Source organism: Synechococcus sp. JA-3-3Ab, from assembly GCF_000013205.1.
Lineage (GTDB): Bacteria > Cyanobacteriota > Cyanobacteriia > Thermostichales > Thermostichaceae > Thermostichus.
Genome location: NC_007775.1, coordinates 1186914 through 1206840 on the forward strand (window position 1 = coordinate 1186914; position 19927 = coordinate 1206840).

At 60.5% G+C, this 19927-nt stretch carries 24 protein-coding genes, 1 tRNA gene, 1 pseudogene and 1 riboswitch; of the genes and pseudogenes, 11 read left to right on the top strand and 15 right to left on the bottom strand.

Annotated elements, in window-relative coordinates; genetic code table 11:
* Positions 1-26: 26 nt before the first annotated feature.
* The 12 genes and pseudogenes from rplX to rplC all read right to left on the bottom strand — a co-directional run bounded on the left by rplX (position 27) and on the right by rplC (position 6302).
* The gene (rplX, locus tag CYA_RS05470; RefSeq protein ID WP_011430036.1) at positions 27-425 is read right to left on the bottom strand and encodes a 50S ribosomal protein L24; all 399 of its coding nucleotides are present in this window, start codon (positions 423-425) and stop codon (positions 27-29) included.
* Complete coding sequence (rplN, locus tag CYA_RS05475; protein ID WP_011430037.1) at positions 425-793, bottom strand: 50S ribosomal protein L14; 369 nt, start codon at positions 791-793, stop codon at positions 425-427. Before rplN ends, rplX begins: the two co-directional genes overlap by 1 nt.
* The gene (gene rpsQ, locus CYA_RS05480) at positions 790-1041 is read right to left on the bottom strand and encodes a 30S ribosomal protein S17 (protein ID WP_011430038.1); all 252 of its coding nucleotides are present in this window, start codon (positions 1039-1041) and stop codon (positions 790-792) included. The genes rplN and rpsQ overlap by 4 nt, the downstream gene beginning before the upstream one ends.
* Complete coding sequence (rpmC, locus tag CYA_RS05485; protein ID WP_011430039.1) at positions 1041-1277, bottom strand: 50S ribosomal protein L29; 237 nt, start codon at positions 1275-1277, stop codon at positions 1041-1043. The genes rpsQ and rpmC overlap by 1 nt, the downstream gene beginning before the upstream one ends.
* 17 nt (positions 1278-1294) lie before the next feature.
* Positions 1295-1771, bottom strand: a complete 477-nt coding sequence (rplP, locus tag CYA_RS05490) for a 50S ribosomal protein L16 (RefSeq protein WP_011430040.1) — start codon at positions 1769-1771, stop codon at positions 1295-1297.
* A 55-nt stretch (positions 1772-1826) separates the two neighbouring features.
* Positions 1827-2573, bottom strand: a complete 747-nt coding sequence (gene rpsC, locus CYA_RS05495; protein WP_011430041.1) for a 30S ribosomal protein S3 — start codon at positions 2571-2573, stop codon at positions 1827-1829.
* A 41-nt stretch (positions 2574-2614) separates the two neighbouring features.
* The gene (gene rplV / locus CYA_RS05500) at positions 2615-2986 is read right to left on the bottom strand and encodes a 50S ribosomal protein L22 (protein WP_011430042.1); all 372 of its coding nucleotides are present in this window, start codon (positions 2984-2986) and stop codon (positions 2615-2617) included.
* Between the two features lie 42 nt (positions 2987-3028).
* Entirely contained in the window at positions 3029-3310 is a 282-nt protein-coding gene (rpsS, locus tag CYA_RS05505; RefSeq protein WP_011430043.1) for a 30S ribosomal protein S19, read from the bottom strand.
* Positions 3311-3388: 78 nt separating this feature from the next.
* A complete protein-coding gene (rplB, locus tag CYA_RS05510; RefSeq protein ID WP_011430044.1) occupies positions 3389-4273 on the bottom strand; it encodes a 50S ribosomal protein L2 in 885 nt (294 codons plus the stop codon).
* Between the two features lie 60 nt (positions 4274-4333).
* Entirely contained in the window at positions 4334-4633 is a 300-nt protein-coding gene (locus CYA_RS05515) for a 50S ribosomal protein L23 (RefSeq protein ID WP_011430045.1), read from the bottom strand.
* A 343-nt stretch (positions 4634-4976) separates the two neighbouring features.
* Positions 4977-5606, bottom strand: a pseudogene (gene rplD / locus CYA_RS15290) (50S ribosomal protein L4); the annotation flags it as partial.
* A 51-nt stretch (positions 5607-5657) separates the two neighbouring features.
* On the bottom strand, positions 5658-6302 hold the full coding sequence (rplC, locus tag CYA_RS05525) for a 50S ribosomal protein L3 (protein ID WP_011430047.1): 645 nt from the start codon (positions 6300-6302) through the stop codon (positions 5658-5660).
* Positions 6303-6712: 410 nt separating this feature from the next.
* Here rplC and CYA_RS05530 point away from each other — a divergent pair, with 410 nt between their 5' ends.
* The 7 genes from CYA_RS05530 to CYA_RS05560 all read left to right on the top strand — a co-directional run bounded on the left by CYA_RS05530 (position 6713) and on the right by CYA_RS05560 (position 12875).
* On the top strand, positions 6713-8731 hold the full coding sequence (locus CYA_RS05530; protein WP_143597113.1) for a hypothetical protein: 2019 nt from the start codon (positions 6713-6715) through the stop codon (positions 8729-8731).
* A gap of 174 nt (positions 8732-8905) precedes the next feature.
* Positions 8906-9406 (top strand): tetratricopeptide repeat protein, encoded by a 501-nt coding sequence (locus tag CYA_RS05535; protein ID WP_041438233.1) that lies wholly within the window; start codon positions 8906-8908, stop codon positions 9404-9406.
* A 9-nt stretch (positions 9407-9415) separates the two neighbouring features.
* A complete protein-coding gene (locus CYA_RS05540; RefSeq protein ID WP_049749740.1) occupies positions 9416-9760 on the top strand; it encodes a class I SAM-dependent DNA methyltransferase in 345 nt (114 codons plus the stop codon).
* A gap of 150 nt (positions 9761-9910) precedes the next feature.
* Positions 9911-11116: an RNA-guided endonuclease InsQ/TnpB family protein gene (locus tag CYA_RS05545; RefSeq protein ID WP_011430049.1), complete on the top strand. Its 1206-nt coding sequence runs from the start codon at positions 9911-9913 to the stop codon at positions 11114-11116.
* A gap of 30 nt (positions 11117-11146) precedes the next feature.
* On the top strand, positions 11147-11491 hold the full coding sequence (locus CYA_RS05550; RefSeq protein WP_255322557.1) for a class I SAM-dependent DNA methyltransferase: 345 nt from the start codon (positions 11147-11149) through the stop codon (positions 11489-11491).
* Positions 11492-11580: 89 nt separating this feature from the next.
* Positions 11581-12156, top strand: a complete 576-nt coding sequence (locus CYA_RS05555) for a tetratricopeptide repeat protein (RefSeq protein WP_143596960.1) — start codon at positions 11581-11583, stop codon at positions 12154-12156.
* A gap of 167 nt (positions 12157-12323) precedes the next feature.
* Entirely contained in the window at positions 12324-12875 is a 552-nt protein-coding gene (locus CYA_RS05560) for a hypothetical protein (protein WP_011430052.1), read from the top strand.
* A 284-nt stretch (positions 12876-13159) separates the two neighbouring features.
* Here the strand turns inward: CYA_RS05560 and metK are convergent, their stop codons facing one another.
* Positions 13160-14419 carry a methionine adenosyltransferase gene (gene metK / locus CYA_RS05565; protein ID WP_041438239.1) on the bottom strand — a complete coding sequence of 420 codons (1260 nt, stop codon included), beginning with the start codon at positions 14417-14419 and terminating at the stop codon, positions 13160-13162.
* 302 nt (positions 14420-14721) lie between these two features.
* Positions 14722-14832: riboswitch (SAM riboswitch) on the bottom strand.
* Between the two features lie 68 nt (positions 14833-14900).
* Positions 14901-15269 carry a hypothetical protein gene (locus CYA_RS05570; RefSeq protein ID WP_011430055.1) on the bottom strand — a complete coding sequence of 123 codons (369 nt, stop codon included), beginning with the start codon at positions 15267-15269 and terminating at the stop codon, positions 14901-14903.
* Between the two features lie 189 nt (positions 15270-15458).
* On the opposite strand from CYA_RS05570, the gene cobO reads away from it, so the two are divergent.
* The 3 genes from cobO (at position 15459) to CYA_RS05585 (ending at position 18662) form a co-directional block, all read left to right on the top strand.
* Positions 15459-16145: a cob(I)yrinic acid a,c-diamide adenosyltransferase gene (gene cobO / locus CYA_RS05575; RefSeq protein ID WP_011430056.1), complete on the top strand. Its 687-nt coding sequence runs from the start codon at positions 15459-15461 to the stop codon at positions 16143-16145.
* A gap of 17 nt (positions 16146-16162) precedes the next feature.
* A complete protein-coding gene (locus CYA_RS05580; protein WP_011430057.1) occupies positions 16163-17569 on the top strand; it encodes a cobyrinate a,c-diamide synthase in 1407 nt (468 codons plus the stop codon).
* 745 nt (positions 17570-18314) lie between these two features.
* Positions 18315-18662: a DUF1815 family protein gene (locus CYA_RS05585; protein ID WP_011430058.1), complete on the top strand. Its 348-nt coding sequence runs from the start codon at positions 18315-18317 to the stop codon at positions 18660-18662.
* A 118-nt stretch (positions 18663-18780) separates the two neighbouring features.
* On the opposite strand, the gene CYA_RS05590 is transcribed toward CYA_RS05585, so the two are convergent.
* Positions 18781-18853 (bottom strand) — tRNA-Glu (locus tag CYA_RS05590).
* Positions 18854-19179: 326 nt separating this feature from the next.
* On the opposite strand from CYA_RS05590, the gene clpP reads away from it, so the two are divergent.
* Complete coding sequence (gene clpP, locus CYA_RS05595; RefSeq protein WP_011430060.1) at positions 19180-19782, top strand: ATP-dependent Clp endopeptidase proteolytic subunit ClpP; 603 nt, start codon at positions 19180-19182, stop codon at positions 19780-19782.
* Positions 19783-19927 lie beyond the last annotated feature (145 nt).

The window sequence follows — 19927 nt, forward strand, 5'->3', positions numbered from 1 at the left end:
TCAGAGCTCTATCGAAAAAGGGACGGCTAGTCGAGGATCTCGCCGGTTTTCTTGAGGACACGGACTTTGCGGCCATCGGCGGTGATTTGATAGCCAATACGGCTGGCCACTTCCTGCTTCTTGGAATAGAGCATCACCTTGCAGGCGTGGATCGGGGCTTCTTTGGTCTCGATGCGACCACTTTCGCCTTCCCGTTGCGGCTTGCGGTGGTAGGTTACTATGTTTACCCCTTCCACCAAGACCATGTTGCGTTCGGGAAAAACCTGCAACACCTCGCCGATTTTGCCTTTGTCGTCGCCGGAGATCACCTGGACGGTATCTCCCTTCTTGATGCGCATTTTGTAGCGTAGGCTGTTGCGGTGCTTGCGAACGCCGGTCTGCCGAATCAGCCGTCGAATTTGGCTGGGCTTGAGGGGACGAACCATTACAGAACCTCCGGGGCAAGGGAGATGATCTTGGTGAAGTTTTTCTCCCGCAGCTCGCGGGCTACAGGGCCGAAAACGCGGGTTCCGCGGGGGTTGCCGTCGTCGTTGATGATCACGGCAGCGTTGTCGTCGAAGCGGATGCACATGCCGTCGGGGCGGCGTACCGTATCGACGGTGCGGATGACCACAGCCTTGACGACGTCGGATTTTTTCACCGGCATATTGGGCAGGGCGTCTTTGACGACGCCAACGATCACATCTCCCAGGCTGGCGTAGCGACGGCCACTGCTGCCCAGGACGCGGATGCACATCAGCTTGCGGGCGCCGGTGTTGTCAGCTACCGTTAACATGGTCTGCTGCTGAATCATAGTTTCTTGACCTCCCGTATGATTTCGGCCACTCGCCAACGCTTGGTGCGGCTGAGGGGACGGGTTTCCGTAATGCGCACCAGATCCCCTTCTTGACAGCGGTTCTCTTCGTCGTGGGCCTTAAACTTTTTGGTTTTGACGACGATTTTGCCGTATTTGGGGTGGGCAACCCGGTTTTCCACAGCAACGACCACTGTCTTTTGCATCTTGTTGCTGACGACAACGCCGATCTTTTCGCGAGCAGGCATTACTCCTCCTTCTGGGTCTGAGTTGAGGACAAGGACTTGCCGCGCTTGCGCTCTGACTCAACGGTCAGCAGTTGGGCCAGCTTGTGTTTGCGCAGGCGAATGAGATGGGGCTGGTTCAACTGCCGCGTGGCCTGCTGCAAACGCAGCTCGAACAGCTCTTTCTTGACGGCGTAGATCTCCTGGCTCAATTCTTCGTCGGATAGGGCGCGAGCGTCGGCAATTTTAGGCATGGGCATGGCTCAACTCTCCTCCCTCAAATAGCGCTGGCTGCTACTTCTGTTGTTTCTGGAGCTGCTTTCTGAACAGGTTCCGGCTCCTCAAAGTTAGCCTTGGTTACAAACTTGACTTTGATCGGCAGCTTTTGGGCGGCAAGGCGCATCGCCTCTCGGGCTGTGGCTTCAGGAACTCCTCCCATCTCGAAGAGGATACGGCCCGGCTTGACGACGCAAACCCAGTATTCGGGGTTGCCTTTGCCGGATCCCATGCGGGTTTCGGCAGGCCGTTGGGTAACGGGCTTGTCGGGAAAGATGCGGATCCAGATTTGGCCTCCCCGCCGGACGTAGCGGGCCATGGCCCGACGGCTGGCCTCGATCTGCCGCGCGGTGATCCAGGCGGGTTCTAGAGCCACAAGGCCGTATTCCCCAAAGTTGATGCGGTTGCCGCGAGTCGCTTTGCCTTTCATGCGCCCGCGCTGTTGCTTGCGGTATTTGGTTCGTTTGGGGCTTAACATGGCCGTTCCTTAAATCAACTGCGATGGGGATCCCTGGATTTTCGGGTGCTGGCCCTCAGGCCTCCACTGCTGAGCGGTCTTCAAAAGTGGGCCGCCGCCGCTGCTGCCGCCGCTTGGGCTGTTGCAGGGGAACTTTTTGTTCGGGCCGTTCCTGCCCGGGGAGAACTTCTCCTTTGAAAACCCAGACCTTGACCCCAATGACACCAAAGGTGGTCTGAGCGATGTGGTCGGCATAGTCGATATCTGCCCGCAGGGTGTGCAAAGGGATCCGCCCTTCCCGGGTCCATTCGGTGCGGGCGATCTCGGCTCCGTTCAGCCGCCCGGCAATTTGAATTTTGATCCCTTGCACCCCCGCCCGCTGGGCCCGCTGGATGACCTGGCGCACGATGCGGCGAAAGGCGATCCGCCGCTCCAACTGCTGGGCGATGTTTTCTGCCAGCAAAACCGCCTCGGCATCGGCACGGGTGACCTCTACTACATTGATGCGAATGGTTCGCTCGGGGCTACCGTGTGAGCTCAGCTCTTTCTGCAGGCCCTGGCGCAGGGCGTCGAGGCCGGATCCTCCACGACCAACCACCACTCCAGGGCGAGCGGCTCGGATCTCGAGGTCGATCTGATCCGCTTTGCGTTCAATTTGAATGTCGGCCAGGCCGGCGCTGCTCAACTGCTTGGTCAGGTAGGCGCGGATGAGATCGTCCTCTCGCAGCAGGGCTGGGTAGCGAGCTGGATCGGCAAACCAGCGGCTGCGATGTTCCTTAATAACGCCGAGGCGGAAACCGGTGGGGTGAATCTTCTGTCCCATGGTGGTGTCAGTTGAGGGGTAAAGTCTGGGGGTACAGGCGTCTAGGAGGCCGTCGCCGCTTCAGGTTCTATGGGCCGGACGGCGATGGTAATGTGGCAGGTGCGCTTGCGGATTGGGTAGGCACGACCTTGGGCGCGGGGGCGAAATCGCTTCAGCGTCGGCCCCTGGTCAGCGTAGGCCTTGCTGATGACCAGGTCCCGAGGATCCAGGCCGTTGTTGTGTTCGGCATTGGCCACCGCCGAGCGCAGCACCTTGCGAACCGGCTCACAGGCGGCGTAGGGCATGAACTCCAACAGGATCAGGGCATCGGCATAGGTGCGCCCCCGGATCTGGTTCAGCACGCGCCGCACCTTATAGGGGGACATGCGGATGTAGCGAGCTACCGCTTTGATTTCAGGGGATGGATCGGCCATGGCGCTCTCCTAGCTTATTGCCTCTTCTGTTCGTTGCTGGACTTAACGGCGGGCAGCTTTTTTGTCACTGCCCGCGTGGCCGCGAAAGGTACGGGTGGGGACGAACTCCCCCAGCTTGTGGCCCACCATCTGATCGGTGATGTAGATGGGCACGTGCTGCTTGCCGTTGTGCACGGCGATGGTGTGGCCGATCATGACGGGCAGGATGGTGCTGGCTCGCGACCAGGTTTTGATCATGTGCTTCTCATTGCGCTCGTTCATCTTCTCGATTTTGAGAAGCAGCTTGGCATCGACAAAAGGGCCTTTTTTGAGTGAACGTCCCATAGCAACCTCAACAGTCTGGCAAGCTGGTAAGGGTCGAAAGAAAAAGAAAATTCAGGGGCGCAGCAGATGGCCGGACTCTTATTGAGCGGCCCTCCCGCTCTTGTCCCGGCGGCCGCCACGACGGCGACCGCGCACGATGAACTTGTTGCTGGGTTTGTTGCGTTTGCGGGTTTTGTATCCCAGGGTGGGCTTGCCCCAGGGGGTGACAGGGGTGCTGCGGCCGATGGGGGCTTTTCCTTCCCCACCGCCATGGGGGTGATCGACAGGGTTCATCACCGAGCCGCGCACGTGGGGACGGCGACCTAGCCAGCGGCTACGCCCCGCTTTGCCGAGGCTGAGGTTGCTGTGGTCAACATTTCCCACTTGGCCGATGGTGGCGTAGCACTCGCCTCGGATCATGCGGACTTCGCCGGAGGGCAGCTTGAGGGAGACATACTTGCCCTCTTTGGCTACTACTTGGGCGCCGGCCCCGGCGGCGCGAACAATTTGCCCACCGCGGCCGGGATACAGCTCCACGTTGTGAACCACCGTCCCCAGCGGGATCCGCTCCAGGGGCATGGCGTTGCCAAGCTCAAAGGGGGCATCGGGCCCCGCCATAATGGTGGCTCCCACCTCGAGGTTGCGGGGAGCGAGGATGTATCGCTTCTCGCCATCTTCGTATTCCACCAAGCAGATGCGGGCGCTGCGGTTGGGATCGTACTCGATGGTCTTGACGGTGGCCGGGATCCCGCGCTTGTCGCGGCGGAAGTCGATGATGCGGTAGAGCCGCTTGTGGCCGCCGCCTCGGTGGCGGCAGGTGATGACGCCGCGGTTGTTGCGCCCTTTTTTGCGGTGGATGAATTGCAGCAGCGACTTCTCCGGTCTGGGCCGCTTGCCGTTTTCGTCCCGCGACAGCTCCTCGAAGTTGGAGACCGTCATGTGGCGGGTGCTGGGGGTATAGGGTCGGAAGGTACGAATGCCCATGGCTCGAGGGGGGGTGAAGGACGGGTGGCAATAAAACTCGAAGCGGGAAGAGGGGTTTGGTTAGGTGTCGGGGAAGAGGGTGATGGAGTCGCCTTCGGCCAAGGTCACGATGGCTCGCTTGGGACGGCTGCGATAGCCGACAGAACGGCCTACCCGCCGCTGCTTGCGGGGCAGTTTAAGGGTGTTGACGGCGGTGACCCGCACGCCAAACATCTCCTCGACGGCAGCTCGGATGAGCGGCTTGGTGGCAGTGGGCATCACTTCAAAGACGTATTTGCGCTGTTCCATCAGGGCAGTTGCCTTTTCGGTGATGACGGGACGCAACAGGACATCGGCCAGGATCCGCTTGCTCTCAGTCATTGTCTTCCTCCTCTGCTGCGGCTGTTTCGGCCTCCTCGCCAGCTGGCGGCTGGGCAAGGGGCTCTGCTTCTTGGGCTAGTTCCGCTTGTCCCTGAACTTCTCGCTCTTGTGCTTGGGCCAGCTCTTCTTCCTGGGTTTCCTGAACTTGTGGGTTTGCTAGAGCTACTTGATTAGCCTGATCAGCCTGCGCCGGGGGAGCCTCTGGCTGGGCTTGAGCTTCTGCTTGCTCTTCCTGCTCCTGGCTTTGACCTTCTGCTTGTTCGACTGGCCGAGCTTCTCGCTCTGCCGCCTGAGCCTGATCTTCAAGGCGATCGGCTTGGGTTGGAGCTGCTGCTGCCGCGCCGGATCCCCAGCGGGCCTTGAGCTTCTCCAGGGCAGAGGTGGTAATCAGCACCCAATCGACGTTGAGCAGATCAAAGACATTGAGCTGATCCAGGCCGATCAGCTTGACGCGGGCGATGTTGCGTACGGCTCGCTCGACGGCTTCCGAGCGCTCGGCGACGATAAGCAGTGCCGACTGATCCTCCATCACCCCCCAGCGCAGCAGAGCTTGGGCCACGGCGCGAGTCTTGGGCGGGTTGAGCTGATCCTGGAAATCTTCCACCACGATCAGGTCTTCCACCCGGCTTTGCAGGGCAGTGCGCAGAGCCAGTTGCCGCTCTTTGCGGTTCATGGCCAGGTTGTACTCCCGCTTGCGGGGGCCGAAGATCACTCCACCCTTGCGCCAAAGGGGGGAGCGAATGGAGCCGGCGCGGGCCCGGCCGGTGCCTTTTTGCCTCCAGGGCTTGCGGCCGCCACCGCGCACCTCAGCCCGGGTCTTGGTGTGGGCGTTGCCTTGGCGGGCGTTGGTCATCTGCCGGCGAAGAGCTAGATAGAGGATGTGGGAGGCCGTTTCGGGACGGGCAACTTTGAGGCTTAGCTCCGCGCTGCCCACCGTTTCCCCTTGCCAATTTTTCACCACACAACTTGCCATGGTTTCCTCGTCTTTGCAGATGCTGGTCAGCCTTTGCCAGGGATCCCTTTCCTAGCGTTTGTTGCCCACCTGCTTGGCAGGGGTAATCTCCAGCAGCCCCCCTTCCACGCCGGGCACAGAGCCCTTGATGATCAGCAAGTTCCGCTCCGGATCCACCTGCACCAACTGCAGTTTGCGAATGGTGACGCGGCAGCCTCCCATCCGGCCCGCCATGCGTAGCCCCGGAAACACGCGGCCAGGGGTTGTGCCGGCGCCAACAGAACCCGGTCGGCGGTGGTTCTTGGAGCCGTGAGACATGGGGCCGCGACCAAAGTGGTGCCGCTTCTGGTAGCCGGCAAACCCCCGCCCGATGGAAGTGCCGGCTACATCCAGCAACTGGCCCGGAGAGAAGATCTCGACGGTGATCTTTTGCCCCAACTGGTAAGCTTCTGGCTGGTCGACCCGGAACTCGCGCAGGTGGCGCAGCAGCTCCGTCACCCCCGCTTTGCTCAGGTGGCCCCGCTGGGCTCGCGTGAGGTGCTTTTCGGCGGTGGGCCAGTAGCCCAACTGCACGGCGTTGTAGCCGTCTGTGGCTTGGGTCTTGATCTGGGTTACCGTGCAAGGCCCCGCCTGCACGACCGTAACCGGAATGGCCAACCCTTCCGGAGAGAAGATCTGGGTCATGCCGACTTTTCTTCCAAGGATGCCAAGCGCCACGAGAACCTCCTCTCGAGCCTCTGCGACTCGCTTCTGTCAGCTTGCAACTGGCTCAATGAGCCGGATCCAGGCAGCAACGGCGCGGCAGCAGGAAGCTCAGGACTAGCTGAGGCTGCCCGCTCAGGCGAAAAAGCAACGAAAAGGAATCTTTGGATCCCCGCAGGCCAAACAGCGCCAGCAGCGCTGCTCCCTTTGCTTAATTCACCCTCAAATCACACGCCAAACTGCTTTCAAAGACTGCTCAGACTTACCTGCAAAGAGGCAGTATCTGGTTTAGCAGTACGCTAGGTTGCCGAGAGCCGTCGTCAGAGCGGGCGGACTTAATTGGCAACAGTAGTACATCATAATGAGGTGAAGACCTGTTTGTCCAGATTTTGCCGAGAAAATGGCTCGGTCGGGGGGCAGCGACTGTGAAAGCCGCTCTGGTGGGCGAAAAGAGCTATCGACGGCAAGAGCCACCTCCTTTTAGGAGTGTGATGGGGTGGGCGGGCAGCGGGCTGACCCAGGCTTGTGTAGATCGCTACCTGGATTTGTTGCGGGCGGGATCCGATCCGGGCCGGATCTTGTTTTTGGTGCGCAGCCAGCGGCAGGCAGAGGGGGTGTTGCGGCGCTTACAGCAGCTCAGCTCGAGCTGGGTGGGCCCGTGGCGGATCGAGACGTTTTTGCAGCGGGTGGGGCGCTCTCTGGCCGATCACTGGCCGCAGGTGTGCGAGCGGGTTCCCCAGTTGCCGCGCTCGTTTGAGCCAATTCCCTTGGCCAAGGATCTGGCCCAATTTCTCTGTGGGCGAGCCTGTGCTTTGTGTCCGCGGCATGGGGAGGTCTTTGCCGATCTTGGGCTGGAGGAGTTCCAGATTTGGGATCAGATCAGCAGCGCTGCCTATATTGCGGGGGCTTCGGGTTTGGCGGCGGAAGCGGTGGGATCCCGGCTGGCGGCGGCCTGGCCGGCGGAGGGGGATCCGGGGCGGGCAGAGGCCTTGCAGGCGATGGGCTGTTGTGTGGAGCGGCTGTGGGAGGTGGGGTTGCGGCTGGGATCCCTGGACTTCGGCCTGCAAATCCGGCTGTTTGGCGAGCACATCCTGCCGCTGGCGGAGTTTTGGCAGGAGTGGGATCACCTGATCGTGGATCAGGCGGAGGACAGTTGCGGGGTGGCGCTGGAGTTTTACCGGCAAGGGCAAGCCCATCTGCAAAGCCAGTTTTTCAGCTATACCATCGGCGGCGGGGTCTCTTTGACGGGGATCCCAGAGGCCGTGGCTCGCTTTCTGAGGGAAAACACCCAGGTTCAGCTTCTGGAGGGGAGCTACCGCGGCTCAGCCGGCATGATCCGCCTGGGACTGCAGATTGCGCGGGTGCTGGATCCGCGGTTTGACCATCCCCTGACGGAGCCTCTGGCAGAGAGGCTGCCAAGGGTGCAGGTGCTGGAGGGCGAGACCCAATTCGCGGCGGTGGAGGCGATGGTTACCCAGATCCGGCAGCTTTTGCGGGCCGGGATCCCGGCCTCTCGCATCGCCGTCCTGCTGCCTCGCATGGATGCGGGGGTGAGCTTGAGCTTGCAGGAGCAGTTGCCGGAGGTCTTGCCGATCGCCCCTTTCCCGGCGTTGATCCGCTACCCACTGGTGCGGGCTTTGCTGACGGCGGCGGAAGTGGCCCATCCCGAGTGGGGAGCTTTTCCCACCTTGCCGGCCTGGCGACTGCTCCTGGGCAGGGTGTTGGATCTGGATCCCATCCGGGCGGCTTTGCTGGCCGAAGATACCCTTGACCCGGTAGGGCGTTCCCTGCGGCCCAAGACCGCCGTGCGACAGCCGGAGCGGGTGGGGTTTGCCAACCTGGAGCGCTACCAGAAGCTGCTGGATTGGCTGCGCAGCTACCGCGGCGGGCCCTCCCTGGCCGCTTTCTTCCAGCGGTTTTTCGCCGAGCACCTAGCCCAGGGGATGGATTTGCCCCAAGACCAAGAGCTGCTGCAAGCGCTGATCGACGCGGCACAACGGTTTCGCCGGGCCTTTCCTGCGGAAGAGGATCGTGCCTTTTTGGCCATGATCCGCTCGGGACAAACCCCCAGCAACAGCCGCTTCGAGCCCGACTATTCCCGCTACCTCGTGGTGGCGACGCCGGTGGCCTATATCAACCGAGGTTTGCAGGCGGATTATCAGTTCTGGTTCGACATCACGAATCCGCTTTGGTCCCGTTCTCTTTGGCGTGTGCTTTACAACAGCCGTGTGCTGACGCCGGAGTGGGATGGGGAGGTTTTCAATGCAGCCCAAGACCTACAGGCACGTCACCAAATCCTGGCTCGCACGCTGCTCAACCTCTGTTGCCGAACTCGGAAGGGGCTGTGGCTGGTGCGCTCCACTTTTAACTACCGCGGCGAAGAGAACACCGGCATGTTGGATTACCTCATTTTAAAGGCCGCGAAGGCCATGGCCACAGCCTGAGAGGAGCAACCTTACACCCATCCCAAGCCGCAACCAGACCCAGGTTCCAGAGCATAGCGAAGCTGTCTGTTGTGTCGATCCCCAACTGGGGAGTGCTCAAGATTGTCGCCAATTTGGAATGCCCCTATCGTGGGCATATCGTGAGAGAAAGCTAGGTTCTCCTACACTGGGGAGATGGCTAAGGGCTTTGGAAAACCGGCGAAAAAACAGCCGCTCCTCTCGGCCCGACAGGCGGCAGGCCGCTTCCGGCGGGGGGAATGGGCTGGCTGCCGGCAGCTCTGTGAGCAGATCCTCGCCGCTGCCGACCGGTCTGATCTGGAAGAGGCCATTGCCTTGACGCAAGCCCATGCTCTTTTGGGGCGCATCGAGGAGGGATCCGGTCGCTACCCTGCCGCCATGCTGCACTACCAACAGGCCATCGTGGCCTGTCCCCCTGCTGCTCCCGCCAGCTTGGCCGCTGAGGTTCATGCGCTGCTGGGGGGAGTACTGCGGCAGATGGGCGAGAAAAAGCAGGCGCAACGGCTCTTCGAGCAAGCCCTGGCCCGGGATCCAGCGCTGCTGATGGCGCGGGTGGGGCTGGCCGACCTGCTGCAGATGCGAGGAGAATACGAGGCGGCTCTGGCCCATTATTTGCAGGCCTGGCAGGGATCCCAGCAAGAGGCAGACATTCCTTAGCAGATCGGCATGGGCTTTTGGAAGCAGGGACAAGTGGAGGTGGCCAGCTCTTGGTTTCGGCGGGCGCTCGCCCTGCAGCCCGAACACAGCGATGCCCGCTACATGCTGGCCATTGTGGGGGAGCTGCCCCTGCCCGACAGGACTCCTCCGGAGTGGGTGCGACGTCTATTTGACGAATATGCGCCCCGCTTTGAGCAGCATTTGCTGGAAAAACTGAACTACCAGGGGCCACAGGCTGTGCGGCAAGGGATCCTGGCTGCCGCAGGGGGAGCGTCTCCTTGGTTTGAGCGGGCGCTGGATCTGGGCTGTGGCACCGGCCTGGCGGGATCCCAGGTGCGCTCCTACGTTGGATAGTTGCGGGGTGTGGATCTCTCCGCCCGCATGGTGGAGATTGCCCGGCAAAAGGGCAAGCCTCTAGTCCTGAATTTACTGAACAACATATTGTCTTACGGAACTAAAATAGCCATACTGAATTAAGCGTGCTGCCGCGGCTATCCCAAAGTTATGTTGCTAGGTTTTTGCACCCGATTGGAACTAAATAACCGGCAAAAGACCTTGGCCGCTCAGCATGCAGGGGTAGCTCGTCACGCCTACAACTGGGGTCTGGCTATCTGCAAGCAGGCTGTTGAATCCAAACAGAAGCTACCCACGGCTATTGACCTGCACAAGCGCTTGGTAGCCGAGGTGAAGAAAGAAAATCCCTGGTACTACCAGGTCTCCAAATGCGCTCCTCAGCAGGCCCTCCGCAACTTGGAGCAAGCCTTTAAGCGCTGGCGGAGTGGGTTGGGGAAGTTCCCCCGCTTCAAACGCAAGGGAGTGCGAGACAGCTTTTACTTGGAAGGTAGCATCCGCATCTCTGGTGACCGCATCAAGGTACCTATCCTTGGTTGGTTACGCTGTGCGGAGCTGCTCCCCACTGCCACACCCAAGAACGTGGTCATTAGTCTTCGCGCTGGACATTGGTATGTCTCCTTCAAGTATGAAGCTCCGGCGCCTCAGGTGGAGAAGACCGGGGAAGTTGTGGGAGTAGACTTAGGTATCAATCGCTTGGCCACCTGTTCCGACGGGGAAGTATTCGAGAATCCAAAGCCCTATTACAAAGCGAAGAAGCGTCTGGCCAGGCTGCAACGGCGACTGAGTCGTAAGCAGAAGGGATCCGCTAACCGTAAGAAGGCAGTAGCACAGCTCGCTAAGGCCCATAAGCGGGTGGCAGGCATTCGGCAAGACAATCTGCACAAGCTAACGACCTACCTGGCCAAGAAATATCGGGTAGTGGTGATTGAGGACTTGCAGGTGAAGAACCTGCTTAAGAACCACAAGCTGGCAGGAGCGCTGTCAGATTGTGGCTTTTACGAGTTTCGGCGACAGCTAGAGTATAAGGCCCGGCTCTACGGCTGTCAGGTGGTGGTGGCGGATAGGTTTTATCCGTCCAGCCAACTGTGTTCTCGCTGTGGGCACCGACAGAAGATGCCGCTACAGGAAAGGATGTTCTGCTGCCCGTGTTGTGGTCTGGAGCTAGACCGCGACTTGAATGCAGCCCTAAACCTGTTGCGGTGGTACAGAACTACCTCAAGCTCTGGGGGAAGTGACGCCTGTGGAGATCCCTCTGGCGGGGTGGTAGGGGTGAACTCTGCCGCTAGTCATGGGTCGCTGAAGCAGGAAGAAAGCAGCGATGCTGGGCAAAGTTCTGCTTTGTTCAGCGTTGCATAAGTCTTTCGGAGCGGCATCTACGACCACCTGATTCAGGGGGACTTGCTGGAGCTGCTGCAGCAGACCTCAGAGCGCTACGACTTGCTCCTGGCGGCAGATGTGTTTATCTATCTGGGGGATCTGGCCCAGGTCTTGCCGGCCTGTGGGCGGGTGCTCAATCCCGGCGGGCTTTTGGCCTTCACCGTCGAGCAGGGATCCGCCCCCGGCTACGAGCTGGGATCCACCACGGGGCGCTCTGCCCACTCCGCCGCCTACGTGCTGCAGCAGGCAGAACGGGCAGGGCTGGATCCCGTCTATCACCAGAACTTTACCCTGCGGCGAGAGGGAGAAACCGACGTGCCCGGAGCCGTGTGGTGTTTACGTCGGCAGCCGTGATCGAAAGCGGCTGGCCCGAAATGGCTGTAGGCCCTCTATCCGCGCCCGGAAAGAATCGAGTAGAGTGGGGGCGCCCGCCTGGATTTGGATTGGGTTTTTATGAATCCGGACACCCCGCCTGCTGCGCCCTCGTCCCGCCGCTTCCCCGTTCGTCCTGTGGCAACGCTGGCCCTCGCCGCCGGCCTCCTGGCGGGGCCTACGCCCTTCTGCAGCGGCTACGGCTGCAGATGCACCGGGATCTGATCCTCTATCGGTACGCCGCTTTCTCCGGCTATGGAGATGTGACAGCGTTCGATCCCGGCCCAAGCGACCGCTGGTTTCCGCTCACCTACCCCGTATTGGCTCGCTGGGGAGGATCCGCCGACCCAAGCCGCCGCAGCTACGCCTTTGACACGCCGCTGCCCGACTACGTGGATCCCGGCGACCCTGGAGATCGCTACTTTCTGGAAGCCAAAGCCTTGCGGGACGGCTATGCCCGCCAGGCAATCTACGCCGGCAATGAGCTGCTGGCCCGCTTCCCGCAGAGCCGCTATGCCGGGGATGTGCTCATGAGTCTGGACGGCCTGACGGGAGAGGCTGCCTTCCTAGGGCGGCTGCTGGCGCAATTTCCCGACAGCGATCGCGCTCTGGAGGCAGCGCTGGGGCTGGGGCCTGTTGACCACTGAGTCTTCACCGTACTGCAGCTTCATGGCCTCTTCACAGAGCCTGCATGGAAGGCCAACAGCGGCATCCTCTGACGGGAGCTGTCTTGCGGGATCCGGGGATAAGGCTTTATCTCCCTTTTATCTCGCCGGATCTGGGTTAGCCTTGGGTTGAGTGTCCTTGGGCCCTGATGGATCCCGCGACCTTTTTGGAGCGCTACGGGTTTGAGCTAGAGGGGCAAGCCAGTCAGGCCTGGGTGGAGCGCTGGAGCAAACAGTTCCCAGCCTCTTGGATCCCGGCGGCCCTGCTGGAAGCCCTCTACCAGGGTCGCTACAAGGCCACCTCTGTGGAACAGATCCTCCGCCTCTGGCAGCGCCGTGGCGCTCCTCACCTCACCTTTCCCCCCGAAATCAGCCAATCCCTGTGGCGGGAACAACAGGAGCTGATCCGGTCTTTAGTCTCGACTGCCACCAGCTCTTTTGCCCGCCCTCCCTCACCGCTCCCAGCCCCGCTCAGGAGAGGATCCCTCTTCTCCGGAGAATCGGCCATTTCTCTCGACTTGTTGTTGGATGAGCTGCAGGATCTCCCGCCCAAGCTGCGCCACCTGCTCGTTCATGTTCATCCTGCCCCGCCGACCTCCTCGGCGGCTCGCGCTGGTGGGACGGAGCTTTTGGTAACTTTGGAGCTGCAGCTTGCCGACCCTGTGGATCCTGACCAGCCATCCCAAGGGCAGCCTGGGTGAGTTTGCGATTTTGCCTCAGGGATCCTTGCCATCACAAACTCCGGCCTGCTCCCACCCCAGCAGAGCTTGGCGGGATGGGGGATAGGAGTGTCAGGTCTAGTCAAGACTGGCGTTGAAGGTCAAGCTCCCGCCATAGCCTATCGGGGCTGAGCGGGAGTTCTCGACGCCAGGCTCCACGGCGGCAGTGAACTGGCTGTGCACAGCCTATCCTGCCGGAGCTATCCCACTTGTCGAGCAACTGCACCAGGGCAGGCATTGAGCCCAGCCTGTCCCCCTTGATCCCCCTAGCCTAGGATGGCGGTCGCCCCGGCGAAAGCTTCCTCCCGCAGCAGGGCAGCCTTATCCGTGCGCTCCCAGGGCAGATCCAGATGGGTTTGCCCGAAGTGCCCGTAGACCGCCACGTTTTGATAGAAGCGCCCTCCCCTTTGGCGGGGCAACTCTCGCAGTTGGAACTGCGCCAGAATGGCCGCCGGCCTCAGGTCGAAGTGGCGCTGCACCAGCCGCAGCAGAGCTTCATCGGGGATGCGGCCGGTGCCAAAAGTTTCCACCAAAAGGTTGATGGGACGAGCCACCCCAATGGCGTAGCTGACCTGCACCTCGCATTTTTGCGCCAGGCCGGCGGCCACGATGTTCTTGGCCACATAGCGGGCGGCATAGGCGGCGCTGCGATCCACCTTGGTGGGATCCTTGCCGGAGAAGGCCCCGCCCCCGTGGCGGGAATAGCCGCCGTAGGTATCGACGATGATCTTGCGTCCGGTCAGGCCGGCATCCCCCTGGGGTCCGCCGATGACGAACTTGCCGGTGGGATTGGTGAGGAAGCGGGTGTTGCCATCGGGTTTGATGGGCAGCTCGGCAAACACCGGCTGCACCACCGCCTCCCAGAGATCGGCGCGGATCCGCTCCTGCACCGCTGCCTCTTCTGTAATGGCACCGATGGTCGGCGTGTGCTGGGTAGAGATCAGCAGGGTGTGAATGCCCACCGGCCGCCCCTCCTCATAGGCCACAGTCACCTGCGTTTTGCCATCCGGACGCAGGTAGGGCAGGGTGCCGTTTTTGCGAACCGCGGCCAACTGGCGGCTGAGGCGGTGGGCCAAGCTGATGGGCAGTGGCATCAACTCGGGGGTTTCGTCGCAGGCGAAGCCAAACATCAAGCCCTGATCCCCGGCCCCGATCAAGTCGAATTCATCTTCCTGAGATGTGCGACTTTCCAGAGCCAAGTTCACCCCCTGGGCGATGTCGGGGGATTGTTCATCGAAAGCCACCAACACCGCGCAGCTTTCTGCAGAGAAGCCGTTCTTGGCGTCGGTATAGCCAATTTCGGCCACCTTGTCCCGCACCAGTCGGGTGAAGTTGACATGCGCCTGCGAGGTGATCTCCCCGGTCAGGATCACCATGCCTGTATTCACCACCACCTCTGCCGCCACTCGACTTAAGGGATCCGCCGTCAAGAGGGCATCCACGATGGCGTCAGAGATCTGGTCGCAAATTTTGTCGGGGTGCCCTTCTGTCACCGACTCTGAGGAAAACAAAAACGACTTGGACAACGAACCTCTCCTTAAGACGAAACAGATACAACCAAGAACTGCCCAGAAAGCAGAGCCTGCTGCTGCCGTTCATCATCCGCCGGCCTGAGCAGGGATCCCTTCCACCTCAGCCGAGCAGAAGAACAGACCTAGGCCGTGGCCGACGCAGGAGCAAGAGCGCCGTATCGCACCGAGGACTTTGCCGCCGAAGCAATAGAGCCTCGCTCCGCTGCTGCAACCAGAGCTATTGGGAAGCGCTAAAGGGCGAAGTCGTCAGAAAAGTCCCCCTGGCAAGAGGACTGTCCTCTAGAGAAAGCTTTATTCCTTTATCTTTCGGTTACTGACTAACCGCAGGAGTTGGCACCGTAGCGGAGGCTTCCGCCGGTTGCCGCAGCTTCGTTGGGCCTGATCCCTCAGTCTGCTCTGGATAAAGAACGGAACTTGTCCTTATCGTACCCCTAACCTCGACGCATTTGTCAAAAAAATGGTTGCTGAGTGAGCCTCAGTCCAACAGCTTCTGCCACCAGTCGGTGGACTGGGCGGCCCTGAGAAAAAAGACGCTGGCCAAGCCCAAGGGAAAGAGGACGCCGAGAAAACCGACCGTCCCCAGCGCCCAAGCTAGGCGATGCAGGTGTCTTTTGCTGGCAGCGCCCGCGGCTGTTTCTGCCAAGACGGCCAACATCGATCCCAAAGCCGCCAACAGGGATCCACCCAGCCCAGCCAGATAGGCGGGCCCCAGCCACGGCTGCAACTGGGCAGCAGAGGCAATTTCCAGGCGTGGCAAGACTTGAAAACACCCTATCGCCAGCACGGCCCAGATGAAAGAGTACATCAGCAGGCTATCTCGAAAAGCGGCAGCCGGCTCTTTCATGATCCCAGCCCAATTGGGGATGAGTATGCAGCAAAACCCAACTTCTGGCTTGACAGGGATCCTAACCCATCTGCCCCAACTCTCCTGAAACCTGAAAACCTGAAAGCCAGATTAGGATGAAGAGCAGTCTGCTGAGCGAAAACTTCGGCCTGCCAGACCCCTCCTGCGGCTTCCCAACCCTCCATAGCCATGCCCCCCTCTCCCCTGCCGGAAACGCCCGGATCCCTGCCCACCTCGGCCCCCGAGCCGGAAGCCGAACAAAACCGGCGACACCGCCAAAGGATGCAACGCCGCCAGCAGATCCAGCGGCAGCGCCTGGCGAGCATGCGCGACGACAAGGGCTTGGTGATCATCTATACGGGGCAGGGCAAGGGCAAGAGCACAGCGGCCTTCGGCACCCTCTTCCGTGCCCTCGGCCAAGGGTTATCGGTGGGGGTGGTGCAATTTATCAAGGGGGCCTGGGATCCGGGCGAAGCCAAATTGTTGCGCAAGTTGGCCGCCCATCCCGAGCTGGAGCTGGGGAAAATTGCCTTTTACGCCATGGGGGAGGGCTTTACCTGGGAAACTCAGGATCGGGAGCGGGATATCGCCCACGCGCAGGCGGCCTGGGAAAAGGGGCGGGAGCTGTTCAGCAGCGGCGAGTACCACCTGGTGCTCCTCGATGAGATCAATGTTGCCCTCAAGCTGGGGTATCTCTCCCTGGAGCAGGTGTTGGCCGGCCTGGCCGAGAAACCGGAGCGAGTGCACGTGATCCTAACTGGGCGGGGCGCGCCGGCAGGCCTGATCGAGCGGGCCGACTTGGTTACCGAGATGACCTTGATCAAGCATCCCTTTCGCGACCAAGGGATCAAAGCGCAAATCGGCATCGAGTTCTAGTCCTTGGGTGGGGCAAGATGGCCATTCTGCTGGCGGCAGCCACAAGCGGCAGCGGCAAGACCACCGTCACGTTGGCTCTGTTGGCCGCCCTGCGGCGGCGGGGCCTGCGCATCCAGCCCTTCAAGGTGGGGCCTGACTACATCGATCCCCTGTTCCACACGGCGGTGAGCGGGATCCCCTGTCGTAACTTGGATCCCTTTTTAACCGATGAGAACTTTGTGCAGCGCTGCTTTCGCCACCACTGCCAGGGCAAAGATGGGGCAATTGTAGAGGGGGTGATGGGCCTCTTCGATGGGCGGGCGCCCGCATCCCCGCCAGATCCCACGAGCAGAACGGAGCCCTTTTTTGCCAGCAGCGCCCATGTGGCCCGCCTGCTGGGGATCCCCGTGGTGCTGGTCATCGACGGCAGCGGCATGGGAATGACAGTGGCCGCTTTGCTCTACGGCCTGAGCCGCTTCGATCCCGGCCTGGCCATCGCCGGCGTCATTTTCAACCAGGTGGCCTCGGAGCGGCACGGCCAGATTTTACAGCAAGCGGCGGCAGCGGTAGGGATCCCGGTTTTGGGCCAATTGCCCCGCCGTGAGGATCTGCGCCTGCCCAGCCGCCACCTGGGGCTGGTGCCCGTCTCAGAGCTGGATCACTTCCCCCACTGGCAGGAGGCCTGGGCCGACCTGGCCGAGCAGCACCTGAATTGGGACAAGCTGCTGCCGCTGATTCGAACGCTTCCCCCGGCAGCAGGAGAGCTATGGCCAGGGATCCCCTCTCTCGCGGAAAGGACTCCGTCCCGCCACCGTGAACGGGTTCGGGTAGGGGTGGCCCAAGACGCCGCCTTTAACTTCTACTACGCCGACAACTTGGACTTGCTGCGGGCCTGTGGCGCCGAGCTGCTGGCGTACTCTCCCCTGCAGGTGGGGCTGTGGCCGCCGGATCCCTGCGACGGCCTGCTCTTGGGGGGCGGGTTCCCAGAACTGTTTGCCGCCACCCTCTCTGAGAAAATAGCCCGACAGCCACCGCCGCCCGCCCACCCACCCCTGTATGCCGAATGCGGCGGACTGATGGTGCTGGGACGATCTCTCACCGATTTGCAGGGAAAGACCTACCCCATGGCCGGGCTGCTGCCCATCACGGTGGACATGGGCAGCCGGCTGTGTCTGGGCTACCGCGAGGCCACTGTTTTGCGCCCCACCCTGCTGGTCGAGGCCGGGAATCGCCTACGCGGGCACGAATTTCACCGCTCCCGCAGCACCCCCACCTCCCCCAGCCCAATCTACAGCTGGGGATCCCCGCCCCACCGGGAAGGCTGGGCCGGCCAGCGCCTGCACGCCTCCTATCTGCACCTTCACTGGGGATCCCGTCCCGATCTGGCAGTGCGGCTACTCCAGAATTTCTTAAGAATTGCTCAAGGCGCTCCTGATCCCGCTTAAAATAAAGCGGCGATGCAGCCCCAGTCTCCCGTTGCTGCGTCCGCCTTAGCCGCTTTCCGGCAATTGTCTAAAAAAGCTGCCGCCCTGCTCTGGAAGCAGATTCAAAGCAGATCAGTGAAAAGATCGCCATTCAGGGTTCAAAATCCGCTCCGATAGCAGGCTTCAGCGATCCCCAACTGCTTTGAGACTCTTTGAGCAATCAGTCTCCCTTCTTCCCAATCCCCAGGCCACAGCATCGAGTGTTTCCCTCTAGTTATCCGTGATATTCCTCAGCCTTTTCCCACCACAATTCCTCGGGAACCTACCCTACCTCCATCCGTCTGTAAGACCTAGCCCACTTGACCTCGCAAACGGGTCAACCCTTTCTAGACGTGCCACAATCGTCCTGGCCAAAGGGTGGGCAAAATCTTCACCGATAAAGCACTTCGGGATCAAGGCCCAAGCCCCGCCAAAGGAAAACTGACCGGTTCTCGGCAGGGATCGGATCCCAGCGGGCAAGAGTTTTGAATTAGGGTAAACTTTAATGTCTGTTCTGAGAGGAGTGTTAAATACAACATCCTCCTGCCTTAGACTTTGCCTAGCATGCTATTTGGCCTTCAGTAGTCTTGCTTAGTCTCTGGAGAGATGCTAAACGGATCCCTTTCTTGAGGATTTGTCGATCGTTATGCTAGATATGACTCTAAGTGACTAGGCATAAATTACTAGAACGCGCCCCGATGGGCCAACTCGCTATGGGAGGAGTGTGATGTTCGCACGGTTGGCGGAACAATACCGCAGCTACGTTCAAGACCTGGTGATGAGTTTGCAGGCTCTGGCCATTGTTTTGGAGAAGCGGGGCTACCCGGCTTCTTGCTACACCTGCGGCACCTCATTTGAGAGCGCCTCCTTCATGGTCAGCTTACGGGAGGGGCACTTGATTCGCTTTTTGGTTTCCGAATGCTCCATCAGTTGGACGGAGATGCGGGATGACCGGGAGCTAATGAAGTTAGAAGGGGCAGAAGCCATTCGCCAACTCCAGGATCTGGCAGAGCTGATCAAAGACGATCTGGTTGCTGCTGCCGCGCCGGCAGAAGCTCTAGCTGCCAGCAGTTGATTCCCATGCAGTTGGATGAGAAGCCTAGCCTACGGCCCTTTGGGCCTAGCCGAAGCTAAGCTAGACTCAAGGCGCCTCCCGAGCACTTTCCCCCTCCAACACTTGTCACCGGCCTTCATACCCCCAAGGGGATTCGAACCCCTGTCGCATCCGTGAAAGGGATGTGTCCTAGGCCTCTAGACGATGGGGGCATCCCAGAAATGACGCGATTCTGATTGTAAAGAGAGAGGTGTAATTTTGTCAACTTAAACTTATGTCCTCTCTTAGTCGGCGTCTCCCGAGTCCCGTTCTGCCAAGTTCAGGATCAAAATCCCCAGCAGAGCCAGGCCCAGCAAGCCGGCAATCACGAGGGGTTCATCCGGGATCACATCCATGCTAGGCCTCAAGCTGTCAACTTTACAGGCTGCTGGCTCCGAGCAACGCAGCACAGCCTCAGGGCGGCAAACCGTCCTAGGCGGAGCAGCCGTCCAGTGGCTTACACTACACTAAAAAGTAACAACCCATCGCTTGGACTGGCATGATTCCCACCGTTATTGAGCAATCTGCACGCGGCGAGCGCGCCTTTGATATCTACTCGCGTCTATTGCGGGATCGGATCATCTTCTTGGGCACCCAGGTGGACGACGACATTGCCAACCTGATCGTGGCCCAGATGCTCTACCTGGAATCTGAAGACCCCGAGAAAGATATTTACCTCTACATCAACTCTCCCGGCGGCTCCGTCTATGCCGGTATGGCCATCTACGACACCATGCAGCACATTCAGCCGGATGTCTCCACCATCTGCATTGGCTTGGCCGCCAGCATGGGAGCCTTTTTGCTGGCAGGAGGTGCCAAAGGCAAACGCATTGCCCTTCCCCACGCCCGCATCATGATTCACCAACCCCTCGGTGGAGCCCAGGGGCCAGCCACCGATATCGAGATTCAGGCTAAAGAGATCCTCTTTATCAAAAACAGTCTCAACAGCCTGCTGGCCTACCACACTGGCCAGCCCCTGGAGCGCATCGAGCGCGATACCGACCGCGACAACTTTATGACTCCAGAGCAGGCCAAAGAATACGGCCTCATCGACCAGGTGATCACCAGGAGACCCCAACCATCCTTGGCCGCCGTTTCTTAGCCCCTCTGGCCGCTGCAGACAAACCCACCCAGCTCCCTTCTCAAGGGAGCTTTTGCCTTTTCCAGGGATCCCACCCAGGGATATTAAGAAAGCCAAAGAAATCTATATTTTCGGCGCCAACCAAGGGGGCTTACTTTAATCAAAC